Consider the following 17,738-nt stretch of genomic DNA (forward strand, 5'->3'; position numbering starts at 1 on the left):
GGCGCCCGCCCGCGTACGGTCGTGGACATCACCACGGTCGTGTACCGGGACCCCGGTCCCGGCACGCGGCGGAGGCCGCCCGGGGGCAGGCGCACCCTTGGGCGGCCTCGGTCTTTTCCGTCGCGCCGCGCTATGTGCCGCAGCCGGTCTGCTGCTTGGCGGACTCCAGGTACTCGGTCATGAGCGAGGTGAACAGGGCACGGGCCGTGCCCGACTTCACGTGCTCCACGGATCCGCTGAGCCCCAACTCCAGCTCGAAGGAGTCCTCGGTCCCCTTGCAGGTGAGGGCGACGCGGGCGCCCGTGTCCCACACGATCCCCTTGTCGCCCAGGGGGAGGGGCTCGGGCGCGGGCCGGTTCTGGTCGGTGGGCGGCCAGAAGAAGCTCTGCCCCAGGGGCTGACGGGTGGCCGAGACCAGGACCCGGCCCCTGCCGTCCACATCGACGTTGCACGTGGCGGCGCGGCGCTCGGCGGTCAGCCGGGCGTCGGCCGGTCCGGACACCTTCACCGTCTCCCCGTAGCCCATCAGAGGTTCCAGATCGGAGCGGGTGAAGACACCGAAGCAGGTGCGCTCCGGCAGCTGCGGGGCCGCAGCCTTCTTCTCCTCGGCGCACCCCGCCAGCACGGCCGCCACGACCAGCGTGCCGACGAGCAGGGCTACGGTCCGGGCCCGGGGGGCGCGGCCCATCAGGAGCCGCCGTTCGACGTGACGACCTGGCCGCGGCCGACGGCGTGCGCGTTGGCCGTCTGCGCCGAGGCCGTGCCGGCGAGGGCGTCGATGCTCCGCTGGTTCATGCCCGTCCCCTCCGCGGCCTTGCGGACCGATTGCGCCGCGGACTCTCCGGCCTCCACCTGGGCCTGCGTGTAGTCGAGCACGGCCTTGTGGTCGGCCTCGCCGGTCTTGTCCGCCTGGTCCTTCTTCGCCCGTTCGACCACGCTCTCCGCGATGTCCTCCTGGAGCCATTCCACGACATCGCCGGCGAGCGGGACCATCTCCAGGTACTTGCCGCCCGCCGCGCTGATGACGCGGTTGACCCACTTGGCGTTGTCCTCGACGCCCTTGACGTACTCCTCCGCCTTGTGGCCGTTCTCGGCGAACGTCCCCTCGGCCCTGGCCTCGGAGAGGATGCCCGCGATCTGGCCGCCCGGGTGGACGGCGACCGTGATCGCCGCGTCGATCTCCTCGTACTCGGTGCGGTGCGCGATGACGTCGTTGACGAGTGTCGTGGTGAAGGCCCGCTGGGCGTTGGTGACGGCTCCGTACGCGTCCGGGTCCTGCCCCACCGCGCCGATGAACGCCGCCATGTCGGCCTTGTTGAACTCGGCCATCACACCGTTGGCCTTGATCATTCGGCCGGTGTTGTCCGCGGCCGCCTGGATGTCCGGCATGTATTCCGCCGCCATCTGGCCGAAGTGCCCGGACAGGCCGTTCAGCGGACCCTCCGGGTCCCCCGGCTTCGCGTCGACCAGTTCCGGCTTGTCTCCGATCTTCTCGACGATCCGCTCCATGACGGCCGCCATCTCCCTGGTGTGCGCGACCGGCGGCGCGTCCTCGTCGCCGGGGCTGCGGTGGGAGACGGCTGCCACCAGGGCGTCGCCGAGGGCCTGCTGGGCCGGGCGGAGGTCGCCGGTCGGGGTGATGTCGAAGCCGTCCATGTACGGCTTCTTGTCGAGCATGTAGTCGACCATGCCCCGGTCGTTGCCGTGCCGGCCGCCGACCGGCTTGTCGTCCTTCGTGACGATGCCGTCCTCGTTGCTGTCTTCCCGGACCGGCTCGTTGAAGAAGGCCGTCGCCGCGTCCGGGTTGTTGCCCAGCGCCTCCATGAGCCCGGTCAGCGGATAGAAGCCGCGGCCGCCCTCAGGGCCCTGGTTCAGGACGGTCTCCAGGCCGATCGGCGTGTGGAACTCCCAGGCGCCGGGGTCCTTGCGGTCCATGGCGATCATGTCGCGGCCGACCGAGGTCAGGAACTCGGTGTCGTACTTCCCCTCGCGCAGCAGCGCGCCGAGGGCCTGGTAGCCGTAGATCTGCCGGACGCCGCCGAAGACGGCCATCTCCTTGTGCCCGGCCTTCATCAGCTGGGCCGTCCAGGCCGCGTCGAGGTGACCGGGGACGTCCTTGTGGGTGGCGAGGCCCAGCATCGCGCCCATGTCGCTCTGGATGTTCGCGACCATCAGTGCCCGGTCCTTGCCGGCGGCGCCCAGGCTCGTCGCGTCCAGGGACATCGCGGAGTACAGCTGCAGGGTGCCCTCGGCGCCGATGGTCCGGAACAGGCCCGTGGAGAACTCGGGGTCCTCGCGGTTGTCGTCCAGCAGCTCCTCCAGCTCGCGCAGCGCCTCGACGTTGCGGGCCGTGCCGCCCGGGCCGGTGACCTTCTTCATCAGGTCTGCGGCGCGGGCCGCCTGTTCGGCGTCGAGGGTGGTGAACTTCGGTCCGTTGAAGTCGTGTTCGTCCGCCGCGTTCGCCTGGAGTACGCGGGCCAGGGAGTCGTCGGCGTCCTGGGCGTTCTCGACGGCCCGGTTGACCCGGGACTGCCAGGCGTTGCGGTTCGCGTTGAGGGTCTGCTGGTGGTCGGGGTCGTGGCGGGCCGCGTTCCGCTCGGCCTCGGTGGGCAGGGGGATGGCGCTGACCCGCCCGGTGGCGTCGATCCGGAAGCCGGCCGCCGGGGCCTCCGCGGCGAGCCGCTTCAGCTCGTCCCGGGCGGCCTTGAAGGCGGCGTGGGCGTCGGCGAGGACCTGGTGCATCCCCTTGGCCGCCTTGGCCGCGTCCTCGAACTCCTTCGCCGTCTTGTCGACGAACCCGCGCGCCACCGCGGCGGTGACCCCGTTCCAGTCGGCCTTGTCGGACTTGGCCTTCATGCCGTTGCGGGCGGCCTCGGCCATCTCGTCGAGCTTGCCGGCCGTCGCCGTCCAGTCGGTGATCGCGGTCTGGAGCGTGTCCAGGGGCGCGTTCATCACGTTCTCGTACGTCAGCATGCGGGCGCCTCGCCTACGTCAGGTACGTGTCGATGGCGGACGCCGTGAAGTCCGCGTGGAGCTGCTGCTCGTCCTTGGCGTGGGAGGAGAGCGAGTAGTTCAGGCCGTTGGAAATGGTGGCGCAGGCGGCCACCAGGGTCTTCACCTGGCCCTCCCAGACGGTGTTGGCCTTGAGCAGGGCGGCCCCGCTCGCGAACCCTTCCCTGGTGAGGGCCCCGGCGGCCTCGGTCGTCGCGGTGGCGGCGTGCTTGCCGCCGGTCTGGAGGCGGGTGTGCAGCTCGTACGCCTCGGAGCCGATGGCGCCGATCTGGTCCTGATTGAGCGCGAGGTCGGCGCCTCCGCCTCCGGGGGCGGGGGCCTGGTTGAGCCGCATGGCGGCGTTGGAGCCGGCCGCGGCGCGAGCCGCCGACCATTCTTCGTCGAACGACATCGCGTGAACCTCCGAGTCGGAGCGGTCAGGTCAGCGGTGGGGGCGGCGGGGGCGGATCAACGGTTGCGGCGTACGACGACGGCGGTGACGGCCCCACCGATGAGCACACACGCCCCGAGCCCGAGCCCGACCCAGAGCAGGGAGCTACCGCCCTTCGCCTCCTCGGCCTGGGGGGCGGGGGTCTGTGCGGCCGCGCCGTCGGGCGAGGCAGTCCTGCCCCCCGCCTGGGATGCGGCAGCCAGGTCAGGCAGCGGGTAGACATCGGCAGGCCCGGGATCCCCGGGCGTCTGCAACGCGACCCGGGGCCGAACGATCCCGTAGCCGACGTAGTCGTTGCGCTGAGTTCCGTCGACCGGCTTGCCCGCGTTGTTCAGCAGGACCCGCAGGACCTGGTTGTTGGTCCAGTCGGGGTGTGCGGACCAGAGCAGTGCGGCGGAGGCGGAAGCCAGGGCGGAGGCGTCACTGGTGCCGTGGCTCTTGCACAGGCCCGTTTGGCCAGCGCAAGCCGAAACGATGTCCATGCCGGGCGCGGCCAGGTCCACCTGCGGACCGTGCTGCGATTCCTTGGTCGGCTCACCACTGGCATCTACCGCCCCCACGCCCACCACTCCCGGGGTCCCGGCGGGGTATGCGAGCTCATTAGTCGAATCGCCATAATTGCCAACAGCAGCAAAGAGCAACTTGCCTTTGAACAAGGCGTACTTCACCGCTTCAGCCCTCGCGCGGTCGTCCTCGGGCGTTCCGTCGATCCCCAAGGACATATTAATGATCTTGGCGTCCGAGTCGGCCGCGTAACGGATTGCCGCAACCCACGTGGGCGTCTTCTTTTCATTGTTGTCGACGAGGATTGGAAGAATCTTGGCGCCAGGAGCCAAGCCGTAGCCGCCGTCACCAGTCGGGTGCTTTCCCGTTCCGGCGATCAGGGCGGCCATGGTCGTACCGTGACTGCCCCCATCGGTAGGCCCATCATCACCTTTAGGGGTGAAACGCTTACCGGGAACGAGCTGGCCCGCCAGCTCGGGAATTTCCCTGACCCCGTCGTCGATTACCGCAACTGTGACCCCTTTGCCCGTGGTGATCTTCCAGATCTCGTCGGCCTTCATCGCGTCGAGATGCCACTGCTGCGATCGGATGGTCTCCGCGTGGGCCGGGGTCGCGGCGACCCCGGCCAGCAGGAGGCCCACCAGGGCCGCGGTCGCCTTACGCATGTGCATCCCGTACAACGTCCGTTCTGCTCAGTCGATAACAGGCGGGGCAACACGACGGGTGCCCTGCCAGGTCTCTTCGTCCTCGGTCAGGTAGTCGGGACGTTCGCTGCCCTGGCCATCCCGACGCCTGCTCGGGGTCTGCGTACCCGCGTGCCCCACCGGGCCCGCCCCGTTGCGCACGAGGCCCGAGCCGCCCTGTGTGAACGGCTGGCCGGCCGCAATCGGACGTCCAACTGCACCGGCCTGACGGCCGCCCATGACGCCACCCGGCTCCGAGGCCAGTCGGCGGCCGGCGGGAACGCCTCCTTGGCTGCCGCCGTAGTGGCCGCCAGCGCCGTGTCCCAAGCCGCCGCCCATGGGACGGCCAGCTTGCGAGCCCTCGCCGATGACCGTGCCACGCGGAATGCCCGAGCTCGGGCCTGTGGAGGTCACGGGACGGCCACCGGTGATGCCGGCGTCACGCGGGGGCAGCCCGGGCGTGCCGATGACCTTGCCACCCGGAATTCCGGGACCGCCTGTGCCCGGGTACGGGCCGATTCCGGGGCCGGCGGCAAAGGGCCCAGGTCCGCCCTTCAGCCCGCCTACGGGCGGAACGGTCATGGGCGGGACGAACGGGCCGGGAGTTGGTACCACCGGGTTCGTCGTTGGAGGGAGACCGGGGGTGGTCGTCACCGGCGGGGTCGGGGGCGGAAGCGTCCCGACGGTATCGAGGTCCACATTCACGTCGCGATCCGCGGTAGTCGGGACGGAGCCCGACGGGGCCATGGTGTCCGGCTGCGCCGCACGCCCGGTCACCGATCCATCACCCGCAGACGTACCATGCGAGACCCCCTGGGAGGTGTACGAGGAGCCAGCCGAACCGTCTCCACCTCCACCTCCAGACCTTGCCATGTCTTCCGACCCGCCGTAATAGCCGGGCGGCACTAGCACCGGAGGCGGCGGCGGGAATGTTGGGACTTCCGCCTTACCCATCTGCAAGGCGGACTGGTCATAGGCTCCAGCCAGCTTGTTCATCGCATCCACAGCCCGCGCATGGTCTCCGCTCAGCTTCGACCAAGCCTCCTGGCCGAGCTGCACCGCGTCCGGGTCATTGTGGTACTCGCGGGACGTCGCCAAGTTCTCCCTGAGCTTCGCGTCCGCGGCCGCGTCGTACGGGGGGAAGTTCCCCACGCCGTCCTTGGACGGCTTGACCTCGCGCATGACCTGCGCCGCGTCGGCCATGTACTTGCCGCCCGCGGTGCTGTAGTCGGCCAGCACCAGCGTGGCACTGCCCGCTTGGCTCACCCAGTTCTGGAAGGCCGTAGCGCCTTCGCCTTCCCAGCCCTTGACCTTGTGGTCCTTGAGCTTGGTCCCGATCTCCTTGATCGTCTTGGCGGCATCCGTCAACTTCGTACCCAGCGCCGCCACCTTCGCCGGATCGAGCGACTCGATCATCGCGTGCAGCTGCCCGTGCGTGTAGCCCTCGAAGTTCGTCATCCGAAAACAGCGCCCTTCTCCGGGCTGTCGCCCGTCTTCTCCGCGTACGGGTCACGGTCCCGGACGTATCCGTCACGGGCTTGCTTGGCCAGAAGGCCCATGCGCCGCTTCGTCTCCTCGTCGACCTCGGCGTAGCCGCCGCTCGCGGACTGGACGGCGATACCTAGGGCCTCGATCTGTACCGCCAGTCCTTTCGACAGCTTCTGCAGCTCGTTGTGGACGGTCTTGTAGGCCTCGTAGAGCTTGTCCGCCTCCGGGAAACCCGTGCCCAGAGCGCCCGTCGGCAACGTGCCGTCAGCCAACTTGCCGTGGTGCGCAGGTGATTCCTGAAGGGAGGTCAGGAGGCCGTCTACCAGCTTCTGGTAATCGGACAGCGAGTCGTACTCGATCCGCAGGGCCGCTGCCCGCGCCTGCGCGTCCGCCTGGGCTCTGATCGACGCCGCGATGTCCCCCGACAGGCCTTGCGCCAGAATCCCGCCGTTGTCCTCTGCCACGATGGCCTCCCCGACTCCCCGTCTCCCCGCGGGCGCGGCGCTCGGCGCCGTTCCCCGTCCCCGTTCGCACCCGTTCGCACGTGCGCGCGCACACTCTCGGCGATCACTCTAGCGACCGGCACCGACAGGCCCAAGTCCAGGGTTGCACGTGCAATGTGGGTCACACGGTCACGAGTTGGGCGCCCCCACCGCCGCCGAGGGCCTGATCGGGAGCCTGTTGACCGGGCGGCCCGTCGCCGCGCGGACCGCCGAGGCGATTGCCGCCGGGGTCGTCACGACCGGGACCGCGCTCGCCGCCTTCGCGCCGAAGGGGGCCACCACGTCGCGTTCCTCGACCAGTTTGACGATGCGGACCGTCGGGGCGTCCAGCGCGGTCGGCAGGGCGTAGCCCGTCAGGTCGGGGTGGCGGACCAGGCCGGCGACCGTGCGGAGGTTCTCCGTCAGGGCCGCGCCCACGCCCTGGGTGACGCCCGCTTCGATACGGGCCTGCAGCTGGCGGGGGTTGAGGATGCGGCCCACGTCCTGGGCCACCGCGAGCTCCACCACCCGGACCGAGCCCAGCTCGATGTCCACGTCCACCACCGCGCGGATCGCGCAGAAGGCCAGTCCCACGAACGCGTCGCCCTGGCCGTCCGCGTCCAGCGGTTCCGTCGGATGGGGGCGGCACTGGGCGGTCGCCCAGAGTTCCTTGCCCGCCATGGCCTCCGAAACCGTCATCGAGAACGCGCCGTCGTAGGAGGTGATCCGCCCGTCCTGGATCTGCAGGAGTTCCGTCGACATGCCCAGCTTGTGCGCCATCGGCTGCAGGAGCTGGGTGCGGACCATCTTGGCGGCCCGCTCCACCGCGCCGCCCGACACCCACGTGTGGCGGCCGTGCGCCGCCGGGCCGGCCGGCGGCTGGTCGGTGTCCACCGGGGCCACCGCCACCTCGTCGACGCCGAGGACCTCCTGGACGATCTGGCGGGCCAGGGTGCCGAAGCCCTGCCCGGTGTCGACGGCCGCGCAGATCACGGTCGCCGCGCCGCCCACCACCTTCACCGTGGCGGTGGAGACCTCGTCGGTCCCCTCGGCGCCGAGCATGTGCACCATGCCGACCCCGTAGCCGACGCCGCGCCGCACCGCGCCCGGCTCGCCCGCGCCCTCCGGGCCGCCGGGCAGCAGCCACTCGTCCTCGGGGGCGTCCTTGGGGAGGGCTGGCAGCTCGAAGTCGCGCACCGAACGGAGGAGTTCGGCCACCGGGGCCGGGCAGGTGACCGTCTGGCCCGTCGGGAGCAGGTCCCCCGTGGCCAGGACGTTGCGCATGCGCAGTTCCGCGCCGTCGATGCCGAGGGCGGCCGCGAGCTTGTCCATCTGGCCCTCGTACGCGGCGCACACCTGCATCGCGCCCTCGCCGCGGACGTGGCCCGACGGCGGGTTGTTGGTGCGTACCACCCAGCCCTCGACGAAGGCGTGCGGGACGACGTACGGGCCGCAGGCGAAGGCCACCGCCGCCGCCAGGGATTCCGCGGAGGCGTCGGCGTACGCGCCCGCGTCCATCAGGATCTGCGCCTCGACCTTGACCAGGCGGCCCTCCGCGTCCGCGTGGTGGCGGTAGCGCAGCAGGGTCGGGTGGCGGTGGGTGTGGCCGAGGAAGGACTCCTCGCGGGTGGCGGCCAGCTTCACCGGGCAGCCCGTACGCAGGGCGAGCAGGCCGAGCGGGAGCTGGAAGGCGGCGTCCTCGCGGTCGGCCGTGGCACCCGGTACGCCGGTGACGACGACGCGTACGCGGTCCGGTTCCAGGCCGAAGCAGGCGGCGGCCAGGTCGCGGTCGGTGTGCGGGTCGGTGGAGGCGGTGTAGAGGTCGACGCCGCCGTCGGGGCGGGGCACGGCCAGCCCCGCCTCGGCGCCGATGGGCGCGGGGTCCTGGCGGCCGATCCGGTACAGGCCCTCCACCACGACCTCGCCGGTGGCCTCCGGGTCGCCGTAGCGCAGCGGGATGTGGCGGATCAGGTTGCCGTCGGGGTGCAGGGCGGCGGCGCCGAAGGACTGCTCGGGGTCGGTGACCGGGTCGAGGAGTTCGTACTCGACGGCGATCGCGGCCGCGGCGAGCCGGGCCGTGTCGGGGTGGTCGGCGGCGACGGCGGCGATGGGCTCGCCGTGGTGGCGTACGACGTCGTGCGCGAACACCGGCCGGTCGGCGATCCTGCGGCCGTGGGTGGTGGCGCCGGGCACGTCGGCGTGGGTGACGACGGCGCGCACGCCGGGCATCTCGGCGGCGGCCGTGGTGTCGATGGAGACGATCCGGGCGTGGGCGTGCGGGGAGCGCAGCACGGCGGCCCACAGCAGGCCCTCGGCCCACAGGTCGGCGGCGTAGGGGAAGGTGCCCTCGGTCTTGGCACGGGTGTCGGTGGCCTCGACGGAGGCGCCGATGCCGCGCGGGACCTGCGGCCCCTCCGGTTCCGGCGTCGCCGTCAGGGCGGTCATCGTGGTGGTGACCGTCGTCGCGGTCGCCGCGTCCTGCCCGCTCACGCCGTGCCTCCGTGGTGGATGCCGCCCTCGCCGGGCGCTGCCTGGTGCGGGATGCGCGGCTCGGGCGCACCCTCGGCCTGCGGCTGGGCCTGTGCCTGGGCCGCCGCCTCCGCGGACGCGGCGGACGCCGCCGACGTGGCCTCCCGCTCGGCCACGACCTCGCGCACGGCCTCGACGACCCCCGCGTAGCCGGAGCACCGGCAGAGGTTGCCGCACAGGGCCTGGCGGGTCTCCAGCTCGCTGGGGGCGTGGTTGCCCTCCAGCAGGTCGTGGATGGTCATGGCCATGCCGGGTACGCAGAACCCGCACTGCACCGCACCCGACCTGCACAACGCCTGCTGCACGTCCGAGAGTTCCCCACCCGTCGCGAGACCCTCGACGGTGCGGACCTCGCTGCCGGCCGCCGTCGCCGCCGGGACCAGGCAGGAGGCGACGAGCCGGCCGTCGACCTGTACGGCGCAGGCGCCGCACTCGCCCTGCGAGCAGCCGTCCTTGGCGCCGGCGAGGCCGAGGCGCTCGCGCAGCACGTAGAGGAGGGACTCCCCGATCCAGGCTCCGGTGACGGGGCGGTCGGCGCCGTTGACGCGCAGGACGTAGGAGGCCTGCGGGTGCTCGTGGTGGACGGCGGCGGGGTGTTCTTCTTCTTCGTACGCCGGCACATCGGCCGGGACCCCTTCGCCGGTTTCCTCCGCCGGGAGCTCCGCCGGGCTGTCGGCGGTGTCCGCGAGCGGCGTGGAGCCGGCCGGGATCTCCTCGGGGGACGGGTCGGCCTCGGCCGGCGCCTGCCCTTCGGCGTCGGCGTGGTCCGGTGCGGGCTCGCGGCCCGGCAGCGCGAAGCCGTGGCCGTCCGTCGCGGCGGCCTCCGCCTCGGGGGCGCCGCCGGTCTGGGCGGGCCCGGACTCCGGCGCCTGGCCGAAGGCCGCGAAGCCGTGCCCGTCGGTGTCCGCGGGACGCGCCGAATGGCCGGAATGCCCGGGGTGTTCGAAGTGCTCGGTGTGCCCGGTGTACCCGATCTGATCCGAGTGTCCCGAATGAACCGAGTGCCCGAAGAGGTTGGAGTGCTCGCCGTGATCCGCGTGCTCGGAGTGCTCGCCGTGTTCGGCGTGCTCACCGTGCTCGGCGTGCTCGGCGTGCGCGGGCTGCGCGGGCCGGCCGGGGTGCTCCGGCTCCGTCGGCTGCGCGTGGGCGGTGTCCGCGACCGGCGCCTCGACCCGTGCTCCGCCGAAGAGGTCCACGCCGCCGGCCACCACGGCCGGCTCCTGCGCCGCGGCTCCCGGATGCGGCCGCTCCCCCGCGAGCGCCGAGGCCGCCGGGCCGTGCGCGGCCTCGATGTCGTGCGGTGCCCGGTGCGCGGGCTCGGCCTCCTGCAGCGCGGTGCCCACGCCGGGGCCGCCCAGCACCCGCGGCCCGCGGCCCGGGGCGCCCACACCGGGCCCGCCGAGCAGCCGTCCCGCGGCGTGCGCCGTGGCGGCGGCAGCGGCGGCCGCTGCGGCGGCCTCGTCCGTGCCGGGCAGGACGCCCGCGTCCTGCCCGTGCGCCCGGCCGGGGCCCTGGCCCTGGTCCGGGTCGGCGGCCGGCTGCTGCGTCAGGTAGGCCCAGGGGGCCGGGGCGCCGCCCGGCAGGGTCGCCGGGGCCTGGCTCCAGTCCGCGTCCAGGCCGCCCGTGCGGTAGTCGCCCTGCTGCTGCGCGAAGTCCGGAACGGCCCACTGGCCGGTCGTCGAAGGCGCTTCCTCGGGCTCGTGCACCGCCTCGGGGAAGCGCCACTCCGCCGTCTCACCGGGATCGTGCGCCGGCTCGGTCTCGGGCTCCGCCTCCGCGAACGCGGCGGCCACCGACGCCGGGATGGGGATCGAGGCGGGGATCGGCCCGCCCACGGAACCGGAACCGGAACCGGAACCCGCGGCGTCCACGCCGGAAGCGCCCGAGGCACCCGCCTCGGGCCACTGCACCGGGATCGCCCACGTGCCCGTGGCCGCCGGGTCCGTGCTCGCGGAGCCCAGCGGCACGATCATCGGCGGCGGCACGTAGCCGTGTCCTGGCGCCGCGAGGGGCTCGCCGGTGCCGAGCGCGTCCAGCATGTCCTGCGGCAGTTTCACGAAGGCCGTGGCGTCCGAGTCGTACTCGCCGCCCTGCGGAACCGGTTCCCAGCCCCAGCCCGCCGTGCCGTTCCCCTGGGTCACGTTCTCGTTCTCGTTCTCGCTCATGAGGTCAGCGCCCTTCCGAGGGCCCTCCGTGCCAGTACGGCCACCGTCCGCCGCAGGTGCAGTACGCCCGGAGCCACCGGTTCCCCCTGGTCGGGGACGCAGGCGGCCGCGACGTACTCGCCGAAGGCCTCCAGCGCCTCGGGGGCCAGGCTCCGCCCGCCGTCCCAGTCGATCAGCGAGGCCACCCACTGCTCGGCCTCAAGGGGGCGCAGCGGCATCGGGGCCACGGCGCCGATCGCGCAGCGCACGCCCCGTCGCGCCGGGTCCAGTACGAGCCCCACGGACGCCACCGCGCGTCCGGGCCCGGTACGCCCGGTGGCCTTGAGGAACACCTGTGGGGCGTGCAGCAGCGGCACCCGCACGAAGCCGATGAGCTCACCGGGGCGCAGCATCTCCCGCCCGGCCAGCAGGTGCGAGACCGGGATCTCGCGCTGCCCGCCCGGGCCGACGATGACCAGTACGGCCTCCAGCGCGGCCAGCACGGGCAGCGCGTCCCCCGTGGGCGCGGCGGTGGCGATGTTCCCGCCGAGGGTGCCGGCGTTGCGGATCTGCGGCGGCCCGGCGGCGCGCGCGGCGGCCGCGAGCGCGGGGATCAGGGCGGCGAAGTCCGGCCGGCCCATCCGGGCGTGGGTGAGGCCGGCGCCGAGCAGCGCGTGGCCGTCCTGGTACTGCCAGCCGCGGATCTCGTTGATCCGGCCCAGGCCGACCAGCGCGGCGGGCCGCAGCAGCCCCGCGTTGACCGCGGCCATGAGGTCGGTGCCGCCCGCGACGGGAACGGCGGCGGGCATGGCGGTGAGCGCCGCGACGGCCTCGTCGAGCGAGGCCGGCAGCGTCACGGACTGCGCCGCCTGCTGCCCCTGAGCCCCCTGAGGTGAATCAGGTGCGTGCGGTGCGTGCGGTGCGTGCGTGGTCAACCCAGCTGCCCCTTCCCGATGTCCCGGTCCTGGCGCTCACGCCTGTCCGCCGTACGGTACGTGCTCACCGCCGGGACGTGGCAACTCTGGCACATCTTCCGGGCCGCCCGGCGCGAGGGTCCTCCCGGTGCACCCGCCTCCCCCGCGCCCCGCGCTCCCCGCCGCCGCGCGGCCCCCGCCCGGCCGTCCGGTGCCTGCCGCCGCGTCCCGTACGGGGCGGGGTGACGGCTTCGCCGGACCTCTTCCCCCTCGCCCCCGAACGTCCGATTTTCCCCGTATAGCGGGAAATCCAGCCAGAGTTCCGGACCCGCTCCCTTTCCGTTCAGGTCGCGCCCGCGCCCCCGTGTCACACGTTCGGGGGCGCGCCCTCGATCGGGCGCCCCCGGACCCCGGGCCGCCGCTGCCACGGCAACGGGCCACCGGGCGGCCGGTATCCGACGCCGAGCGCGTCCAACCGCGCGTAGTGCGGGGCCATTCGCTCCTCGAAGTCCGCGTAGTCGCGCTCCGGTGGCTCCGGCAGCCGCGACCACACCACCTCCGCGAAGGCCGCGAGCCGCGGGAACACCTGGTAGTCGACCCGTCCCCGGTCCTGCGTCACCTCGGTCCACATGTTGGCCTGGGCGCCCAGTACATGGGCCGCGGCCTGCGGTGACAGCTTCGGCGGCACCGGCTCGAAGCGGTAGACGTCCTCCAGCGAGCGCACGTACCCGATGGGCATCGGCTCGTCCGTGCCGCCCGCCTGACGGTGGTCCAGGTACACCTGCTGCTCGGGGCACATCACCACGTCGTGCCCGGCCTCGGCGGCGGCGATGCCGCCCGCGTAGCCGCGCCACGAGGACACGGCCGCGCCCGGCGCGAGCCCGCCCTCCAGGATCTCGTCCCACCCGATGAGGCGCCGCCCGCGCTCGGCGAGCCAGCCGTCGAAGTGCCGGACGAACCAGGACTGCAGCCCGTCCTCCCCGTCCACGCCCAGCTCGCGGATCCGCTCCTGCGCGGCGGCGGAGGCCTTCCACTGCTCCTTGGGGCACTCGTCGCCGCCCACGTGCACGAAGGGCGAGACCTCCGCCGGGAACAGCTCCAGCAGCTCCTCGAAGACCCCCTCGTAGAAGCGCAGCACGGCCTCGGTCGGCGCGAGCACGTTCTCGCAGATCCCCCAGTCGTCCCACACCCCGAGCGCCGTGGTGTCGACGACGTCGGTGTTGCCCAGCTCCGGGTACGCGGCGATCGCGGCCTGCGAGTGGCCGGGGACGTCGATCTCCGGGACCACGCTGACGTGCCGCTCGGCGGCGTAGGCGACGATCTCGCGGACGTCGTCCTGCGTGTAGAAGCCGCCGTGCGGGGTCTCGTTCCACTGCGGCGAGGCCCGGTGGCCCCACCGGCTGCGTTCCCGCCAGGCCCCGACCTCCGTGAGGCGCGGGTGGCGCTTGATCTCGACCCGCCAGCCCTGGTCGTCCGTCAGGTGCAGGTGGAGGACGTTGAGCTTGTGGGCGGCGAGCAGGTCGATGTAGCGCAGCACCCCGTCCTTGGGCATGAAGTGCCGGGCCACGTCGAGCATGAGCCCGCGCCAGCCGAAGCGGGGGCCGTCCACGACGGTGCCGTGCGGCAGGCTCCACGCCCCCGGCCCGCCCGGCAGGGGCGCCCTGCGGTACGCGCCGGGTCCGAGCAGCTGGCGCAGGGTCTGGGCGCCCCAGAACAGGCCGGCCGCCGTCGCTCCCGCCAGCTCCACGCCGTCCGGGCCGACGTCGAGCCGGTAGGCCTCGGGGCCCAGGCCGCCGACGGCACCGGGGTCGAGGCGCAGCCGCAGCTCCCCGGCCCGGCCGGGTCCGGCCGGGGGCAGCTCCCAGCCGGTGGCCGCGCCCAGCTCGCGCCGCAGCCACCGTGCGGTGGTCCCGGTTCCCGGGCCGGCGGACAGGGCCGGTTCGGGGCCGAAGGTGTAGCGGCGCCCGCCCTCGTGGGGGACGGCGACCCGGGGTGCGGGGATCAGGCCCGTGCGGATCAGGTCCATGCGTCAGCCCTTCGCGGCAGCATGTTGCGCCCTGCGCAACGCACGTTCCGCCGGGTGCTCGTCGCGCCGACCCTAACGCGCCCCGCAGGCACGGCAAAGGCCCCCGGACGCACCGTGGTGCGCCGAGGGCCTCGGTCCCGCGAAGGGGAGGGGGAAGCAGGTCGGACCTACTTGTCCTTGCCGCCCTTGTCCTTGTCCCCGCCGGGGCCCATGGACTCGTAGATCTCCTTGCACATGGGGCAGACCGGGTACTTCTTCGGGTCCCGGCCCGGTACCCAGACCTTGCCGCAGAGCGCGACGACGGGGGTCCCGTCGAGCGCGCTCGCCATGATCTTGTCCTTCTGGACGTAGTGGGCGAAGCGCTCGTGGTCGCCGTCACCGTGCGACACCTGCGGCGTCGGCTCTACGAGGGTCCCCGTGCCAGTCCCGCGCTCGGGCTCAAGAGTGCTCATGGAACCCAGGGTACTTAACCCCGCGCCAGTCAGTTGAGCGACGGGTCGTCCGGATAGGTGGCGACCATCGCGAGTTCGCTGCGCTGGCGGCGCAGCACCGACCGCCACAGCCGCTCCGGGTCCGGCGAGGAGACGTCACCGGGCTCCGACTCCACCACGTACCAGGCACCCTCGCCCAGCTCCTCCTCCAGCTGGCCCGGCCCCCAGCCGGAGTAACCGGCGAAGATGCGCAGGCCCCCCAGGGCCGAGGCCAGCAGCTCCGGCGGCGCCTCCAGGTCGACCAGTCCGATCGCCCCGTGCACCCGGCGCCAGCCGAGCGGCCCCTCCTCGCCCGGGATGACGGCCAGCCCCAGGGCCGAGTCCAGCGCCACCGGCCCGCCCTGGAACACCACGCCCGGGGCTCCGGCGAGCGGCGCCCAGGGCAGCAGGACGTCGCCGACGCCCACCGGGGTCGGCCGGTTGAGGACCACGCCGAGGGAGCCCTGCTCGTCGTGGTCGAGCAGCAGCACCACCGCGCGGTCGAAGTTCGGGTCCGCGAGGGCGGGGGTGGCCACGAGCAGCCGCCCTGTGAGGGAGGACACCTCGGTCATGCCGCCATGATCCCGCACATCTGCCGTTTCCGGGGAGCGGGCGGGGAGATCGGATCGCCCGCAGCTCAGGGCGCACGGCAGCAGCGAGGAGCGCGTACGGACGAAGTGGGCGGAACGCAACACTCCGCCATGCGGTGGATACGGAGGGTGTTGTACCGAATTCATGACAGTCCTACGGCCACGTCGGCCTTACGAACAAGGGGGTGGTGGCCCTTACCCTTTTCCCTGGCCCCCTGCCCACCCCTCTCCGGAACGCGAGATTCATGACCGGCATCAGTGACGATGTACTGCTTGTCCACGGCGGCACCCCGCTCGAGGGCGAGATCCGTGTCCGCGGTGCGAAGAACCTCGTGCCCAAGGCCATGGTCGCCGCTCTGCTCGGCAGCGGACCCAGCCGGCTGCGCAACGTTCCCGACATCCGTGACGTGCGTGTCGTACGCGGGCTGCTCCAGCTGCACGGGGTGACGGTCCGCCCCGGCGAGGAGCCGGGCGAGCTGGTGCTCGACCCGACCCACGTCGAGAGCGCGAACGTCGCCGACATCGACGCCCACGCGGGCTCTTCGCGCATCCCGATCCTCTTCTGCGGTCCTCTGCTGCACCGTCTCGGCCACGCCTTCATCCCGGGCCTCGGCGGCTGCGACATCGGCGGCCGGCCGATCGACTTCCACTTCGACGTGCTCCGCCAGTTCGGCGCGACCATCGAGAAGCGCGAGGGCGGCCAGTACCTGGAGGCTCCGCAGCGGCTGCGCGGCTGCAAGATCCGCCTGCCCTACCCCTCCGTCGGCTCGACCGAGCAGGTGCTGCTGACGGCCGTCCTGGCCGAGGGCGTCACCGAGCTCAGCAACGCCGCCGTGGAGCCGGAGATCGAGGACCTCATCTGCGTGCTGCAGAAGATGGGCGCCATCATCTCCATGGACACCGACCGCACCATCCGGATCACCGGTGTGGAGCGGCTCGGCGGCTACAACCACAAGGCCCTCCCGGACCGTCTGGAAGCCGCGTCCTGGGCCTCCGCGGCCCTCGCCACCGGCGGCAACATCTACGTGCGCGGCGCCCAGCAGCGCTCGATGATGACCTTCCTGAACACGTACCGGAAGGTCGGCGGCGCCTTCGAGATCGACGACGACGGCATCCGCTTCTGGCACCCGGGCGGCCCGCTCGACGCCATCGCGCTGGAGACGGACGTGCACCCCGGCTTCCAGACCGACTGGCAGCAGCCGCTCGTCGTGGCCCTGACGCAGGCCTCCGGCCTCTCGATCGTCCACGAGACGGTCTACGAGTCCCGGCTCGGCTTCACCTCGGCGCTCAACCAGATGGGTGCTCACATCCAGCTGTACCGCGAGTGCCTGGGCGGCTCGGCCTGCCGCTTCGGCCAGCGCAACTTCCTGCACTCGGCGGTCGTCTCGGGCCCGACCAAGCTGCAGGGCGCCGACCTGGTCATCCCCGACCTGCGCGGCGGTTTCTCGTACCTGATCGCGGCGCTGGCCGCCGAGGGCACCTCGCGGGTCCACGGCATCGACCTGATCAACCGCGGCTACGAGAACTTCATGGAGAAGCTCGTGGAGCTCGGTGCGAAGGTCGAGCTCCCGGGCGGCGACCTCGTCTAGCCCCTGGCGGCGTACGCCCGTACGCCCGTACGGACACCGAAAGCCCCCCGGGCCCCGCAAGGGCCCGGGGGGCTTTCGCACCCCCCGCCGCGTCCGGGAACCGTCCGGGAACCCCCGGGCGGCCCCCCGATGCGCCCCGGAGGCCTCTGACGGGCCCTGACGGGGCCTCACAGGGCCTGGCGGGGCCCGCGGGCCGGGGAGACGGCGGGACGGGCCGGGCGTCCCCGGACAGGCAGAAGGGCGGCCTCCCCGCCCGGGGTGGCCGCCCTTCACCGTTCTACGTACTACTGCTGCATTCAGCCGTGCTCGACGTTTCCGAGGACCTGCGCGGCCTCCGGCGCCGGGGCAGGACTTACTTGCCCTTGGCGGCTTCCTTGAGCTTGGAGCCCGCGGAGACCTTCACGCTGTAGCCGGCCGGGATCTGGATGGGGTCGCCGGTCTGCGGGTTGCGCGCGGTGCGAGCGGCACGGTGGGTGCGCTCGAAGGTCAGGAAGCCGGGGATGGTGACCTTCTCGTCGCCCTTGGCGACAATCTCGCCGACGGTCTCGGCGAGCGCGGCCAGAACGGCGTCGGCGTCCTTGCGGGTCACCTCGGCGCGCTCGGACAGAGCGGCCACCAGCTCACTGCGGTTCATGTTGTACTCCCGTGTTCAACTTGCCTTAGAGGCGTGAGATCGAAGCCGATGCTGCCAGGGCCCTAGGACAGTCCCCGGACCCGGGTCTGAACGTCAGACCCTCTCGCCCGGTTACGCATCCTGCCCCCACCAGCGGCGGGAAAGCCAATCCGGCACCCGCCGGGGTCACACGAAAAGCGCCACAGTCACGCCCCGGTGACGCTCCGTCCGCATCCGTGGGATGCGAACAGCGGAGCTCGTTGG

The 17,738-nt window shown here is 72.7% G+C and carries 14 protein-coding genes; 1 reads left to right on the forward strand and 13 read right to left on the reverse strand.

Annotated elements, in window-relative coordinates; translation table 11 throughout:
- Positions 1 to 130 precede the first annotated feature (130 nt).
- The 12 genes from IG86_RS0125730 to IG86_RS0125785 all read right to left on the reverse strand — a co-directional run bounded on the left by IG86_RS0125730 (position 131) and on the right by IG86_RS0125785 (position 15,254).
- Positions 131 to 688, reverse strand: coding sequence for a hypothetical protein (locus IG86_RS0125730; RefSeq protein ID WP_030900009.1), 558 nt, complete (start codon positions 686 to 688; stop codon positions 131 to 133).
- Positions 688 to 2,973 carry a hypothetical protein gene (locus IG86_RS0125735; protein WP_030900013.1) on the reverse strand — a complete coding sequence of 762 codons (2,286 nt, stop codon included), beginning with the start codon at positions 2,971 to 2,973 and terminating at the stop codon, positions 688 to 690. Before IG86_RS0125735 ends, IG86_RS0125730 begins: the two co-directional genes overlap by 1 nt.
- A 13-nt stretch (positions 2,974 to 2,986) precedes the next feature.
- Entirely contained in the window at positions 2,987 to 3,403 is a 417-nt protein-coding gene (locus IG86_RS0125740; RefSeq protein ID WP_030900015.1) for a hypothetical protein, read from the reverse strand.
- Between the two features lie 56 nt (positions 3,404 to 3,459).
- On the reverse strand, positions 3,460 to 4,611 hold the full coding sequence (gene mycP, locus IG86_RS0125745) for a type VII secretion-associated serine protease mycosin (RefSeq protein WP_244306060.1): 1,152 nt from the start codon (positions 4,609 to 4,611) through the stop codon (positions 3,460 to 3,462).
- A 27-nt stretch (positions 4,612 to 4,638) separates the two neighbouring features.
- Complete coding sequence (locus tag IG86_RS0125750; RefSeq protein ID WP_051785401.1) at positions 4,639 to 6,087, reverse strand: WXG100 family type VII secretion target; 1,449 nt, start codon at positions 6,085 to 6,087, stop codon at positions 4,639 to 4,641.
- Positions 6,084 to 6,581 carry a hypothetical protein gene (locus tag IG86_RS0125755; RefSeq protein WP_244306062.1) on the reverse strand — a complete coding sequence of 166 codons (498 nt, stop codon included), beginning with the start codon at positions 6,579 to 6,581 and terminating at the stop codon, positions 6,084 to 6,086. Before IG86_RS0125755 ends, IG86_RS0125750 begins: the two co-directional genes overlap by 4 nt.
- A gap of 168 nt (positions 6,582 to 6,749) precedes the next feature.
- Positions 6,750 to 9,044 (reverse strand): xanthine dehydrogenase family protein molybdopterin-binding subunit, encoded by a 2,295-nt coding sequence (locus tag IG86_RS0125760; protein ID WP_051785405.1) that lies wholly within the window; start codon positions 9,042 to 9,044, stop codon positions 6,750 to 6,752.
- A gap of 41 nt (positions 9,045 to 9,085) precedes the next feature.
- Entirely contained in the window at positions 9,086 to 11,293 is a 2,208-nt protein-coding gene (locus IG86_RS0125765) for a 2Fe-2S iron-sulfur cluster-binding protein (protein ID WP_037943039.1), read from the reverse strand.
- A complete protein-coding gene (locus IG86_RS0125770) occupies positions 11,290 to 12,207 on the reverse strand; it encodes an FAD binding domain-containing protein (RefSeq protein ID WP_078658922.1) in 918 nt (305 codons plus the stop codon). The genes IG86_RS0125765 and IG86_RS0125770 overlap by 4 nt, the downstream gene beginning before the upstream one ends.
- 346 nt (positions 12,208 to 12,553) lie before the next feature.
- A complete protein-coding gene (locus IG86_RS0125775; protein ID WP_030900032.1) occupies positions 12,554 to 14,212 on the reverse strand; it encodes a beta-N-acetylhexosaminidase in 1,659 nt (552 codons plus the stop codon).
- 167 nt (positions 14,213 to 14,379) lie between these two features.
- The gene (locus IG86_RS0125780) at positions 14,380 to 14,664 is read right to left on the reverse strand and encodes a DUF3039 domain-containing protein (protein ID WP_030010729.1); all 285 of its coding nucleotides are present in this window, start codon (positions 14,662 to 14,664) and stop codon (positions 14,380 to 14,382) included.
- 29 nt (positions 14,665 to 14,693) lie between these two features.
- Positions 14,694 to 15,254 carry a YqgE/AlgH family protein gene (locus IG86_RS0125785; protein WP_030662771.1) on the reverse strand — a complete coding sequence of 187 codons (561 nt, stop codon included), beginning with the start codon at positions 15,252 to 15,254 and terminating at the stop codon, positions 14,694 to 14,696.
- 263 nt (positions 15,255 to 15,517) lie between these two features.
- Here IG86_RS0125785 and murA point away from each other — a divergent pair, with 263 nt between their 5' ends.
- Complete coding sequence (gene murA, locus IG86_RS0125790) at positions 15,518 to 16,861, forward strand: UDP-N-acetylglucosamine 1-carboxyvinyltransferase (RefSeq protein ID WP_030900036.1); 1,344 nt, start codon at positions 15,518 to 15,520, stop codon at positions 16,859 to 16,861.
- 352 nt (positions 16,862 to 17,213) lie between these two features.
- Here the strand turns inward: murA and IG86_RS0125795 are convergent, their stop codons facing one another.
- Positions 17,214 to 17,495: an HU family DNA-binding protein gene (locus IG86_RS0125795; protein ID WP_007264399.1), complete on the reverse strand. Its 282-nt coding sequence runs from the start codon at positions 17,493 to 17,495 to the stop codon at positions 17,214 to 17,216.
- Positions 17,496 to 17,738: the final 243 nt, after the last annotated feature.

The organism is Streptomyces virginiae (genome assembly GCF_000720455.1).
GTDB classification, from domain to species: Bacteria; Actinomycetota; Actinomycetes; order Streptomycetales; family Streptomycetaceae; genus Streptomyces; species Streptomyces virginiae.

Coding starts and splice junctions, on each gene's coding strand:
- IG86_RS0125740 (WP_030900015.1), bottom strand. CDS start 3,403: ATGTCGTTCGACGAAGAATGGTCGGCGGCTCGCGCCGCGGCCGGCTCC.
- murA (WP_030900036.1), top strand. CDS start 15,518: ATGACCGGCATCAGTGACGATGTACTGCTTGTCCACGGCGGCACCCCG.
- IG86_RS0125735 (WP_030900013.1), bottom strand. CDS start 2,973: ATGCTGACGTACGAGAACGTGATGAACGCGCCCCTGGACACGCTCCAG.
- IG86_RS0125795 (WP_007264399.1), bottom strand. CDS start 17,495: ATGAACCGCAGTGAGCTGGTGGCCGCTCTGTCCGAGCGCGCCGAGGTG.
- IG86_RS0125750 (WP_051785401.1), bottom strand. CDS start 6,087: ATGACGAACTTCGAGGGCTACACGCACGGGCAGCTGCACGCGATGATC.
- IG86_RS0125775 (WP_030900032.1), bottom strand. CDS start 14,212: ATGGACCTGATCCGCACGGGCCTGATCCCCGCACCCCGGGTCGCCGTC.
- IG86_RS0125785 (WP_030662771.1), bottom strand. CDS start 15,254: ATGACCGAGGTGTCCTCCCTCACAGGGCGGCTGCTCGTGGCCACCCCC.
- mycP (WP_244306060.1), bottom strand. CDS start 4,611: ATGCGTAAGGCGACCGCGGCCCTGGTGGGCCTCCTGCTGGCCGGGGTC.
- IG86_RS0125780 (WP_030010729.1), bottom strand. CDS start 14,664: ATGAGCACTCTTGAGCCCGAGCGCGGGACTGGCACGGGGACCCTCGTA.
- IG86_RS0125760 (WP_051785405.1), bottom strand. CDS start 9,044: ATGACCGCCCTGACGGCGACGCCGGAACCGGAGGGGCCGCAGGTCCCG.
- IG86_RS0125730 (WP_030900009.1), bottom strand. CDS start 688: ATGGGCCGCGCCCCCCGGGCCCGGACCGTAGCCCTGCTCGTCGGCACG.
- IG86_RS0125765 (WP_037943039.1), bottom strand. CDS start 11,293: ATGAGCGAGAACGAGAACGAGAACGTGACCCAGGGGAACGGCACGGCG.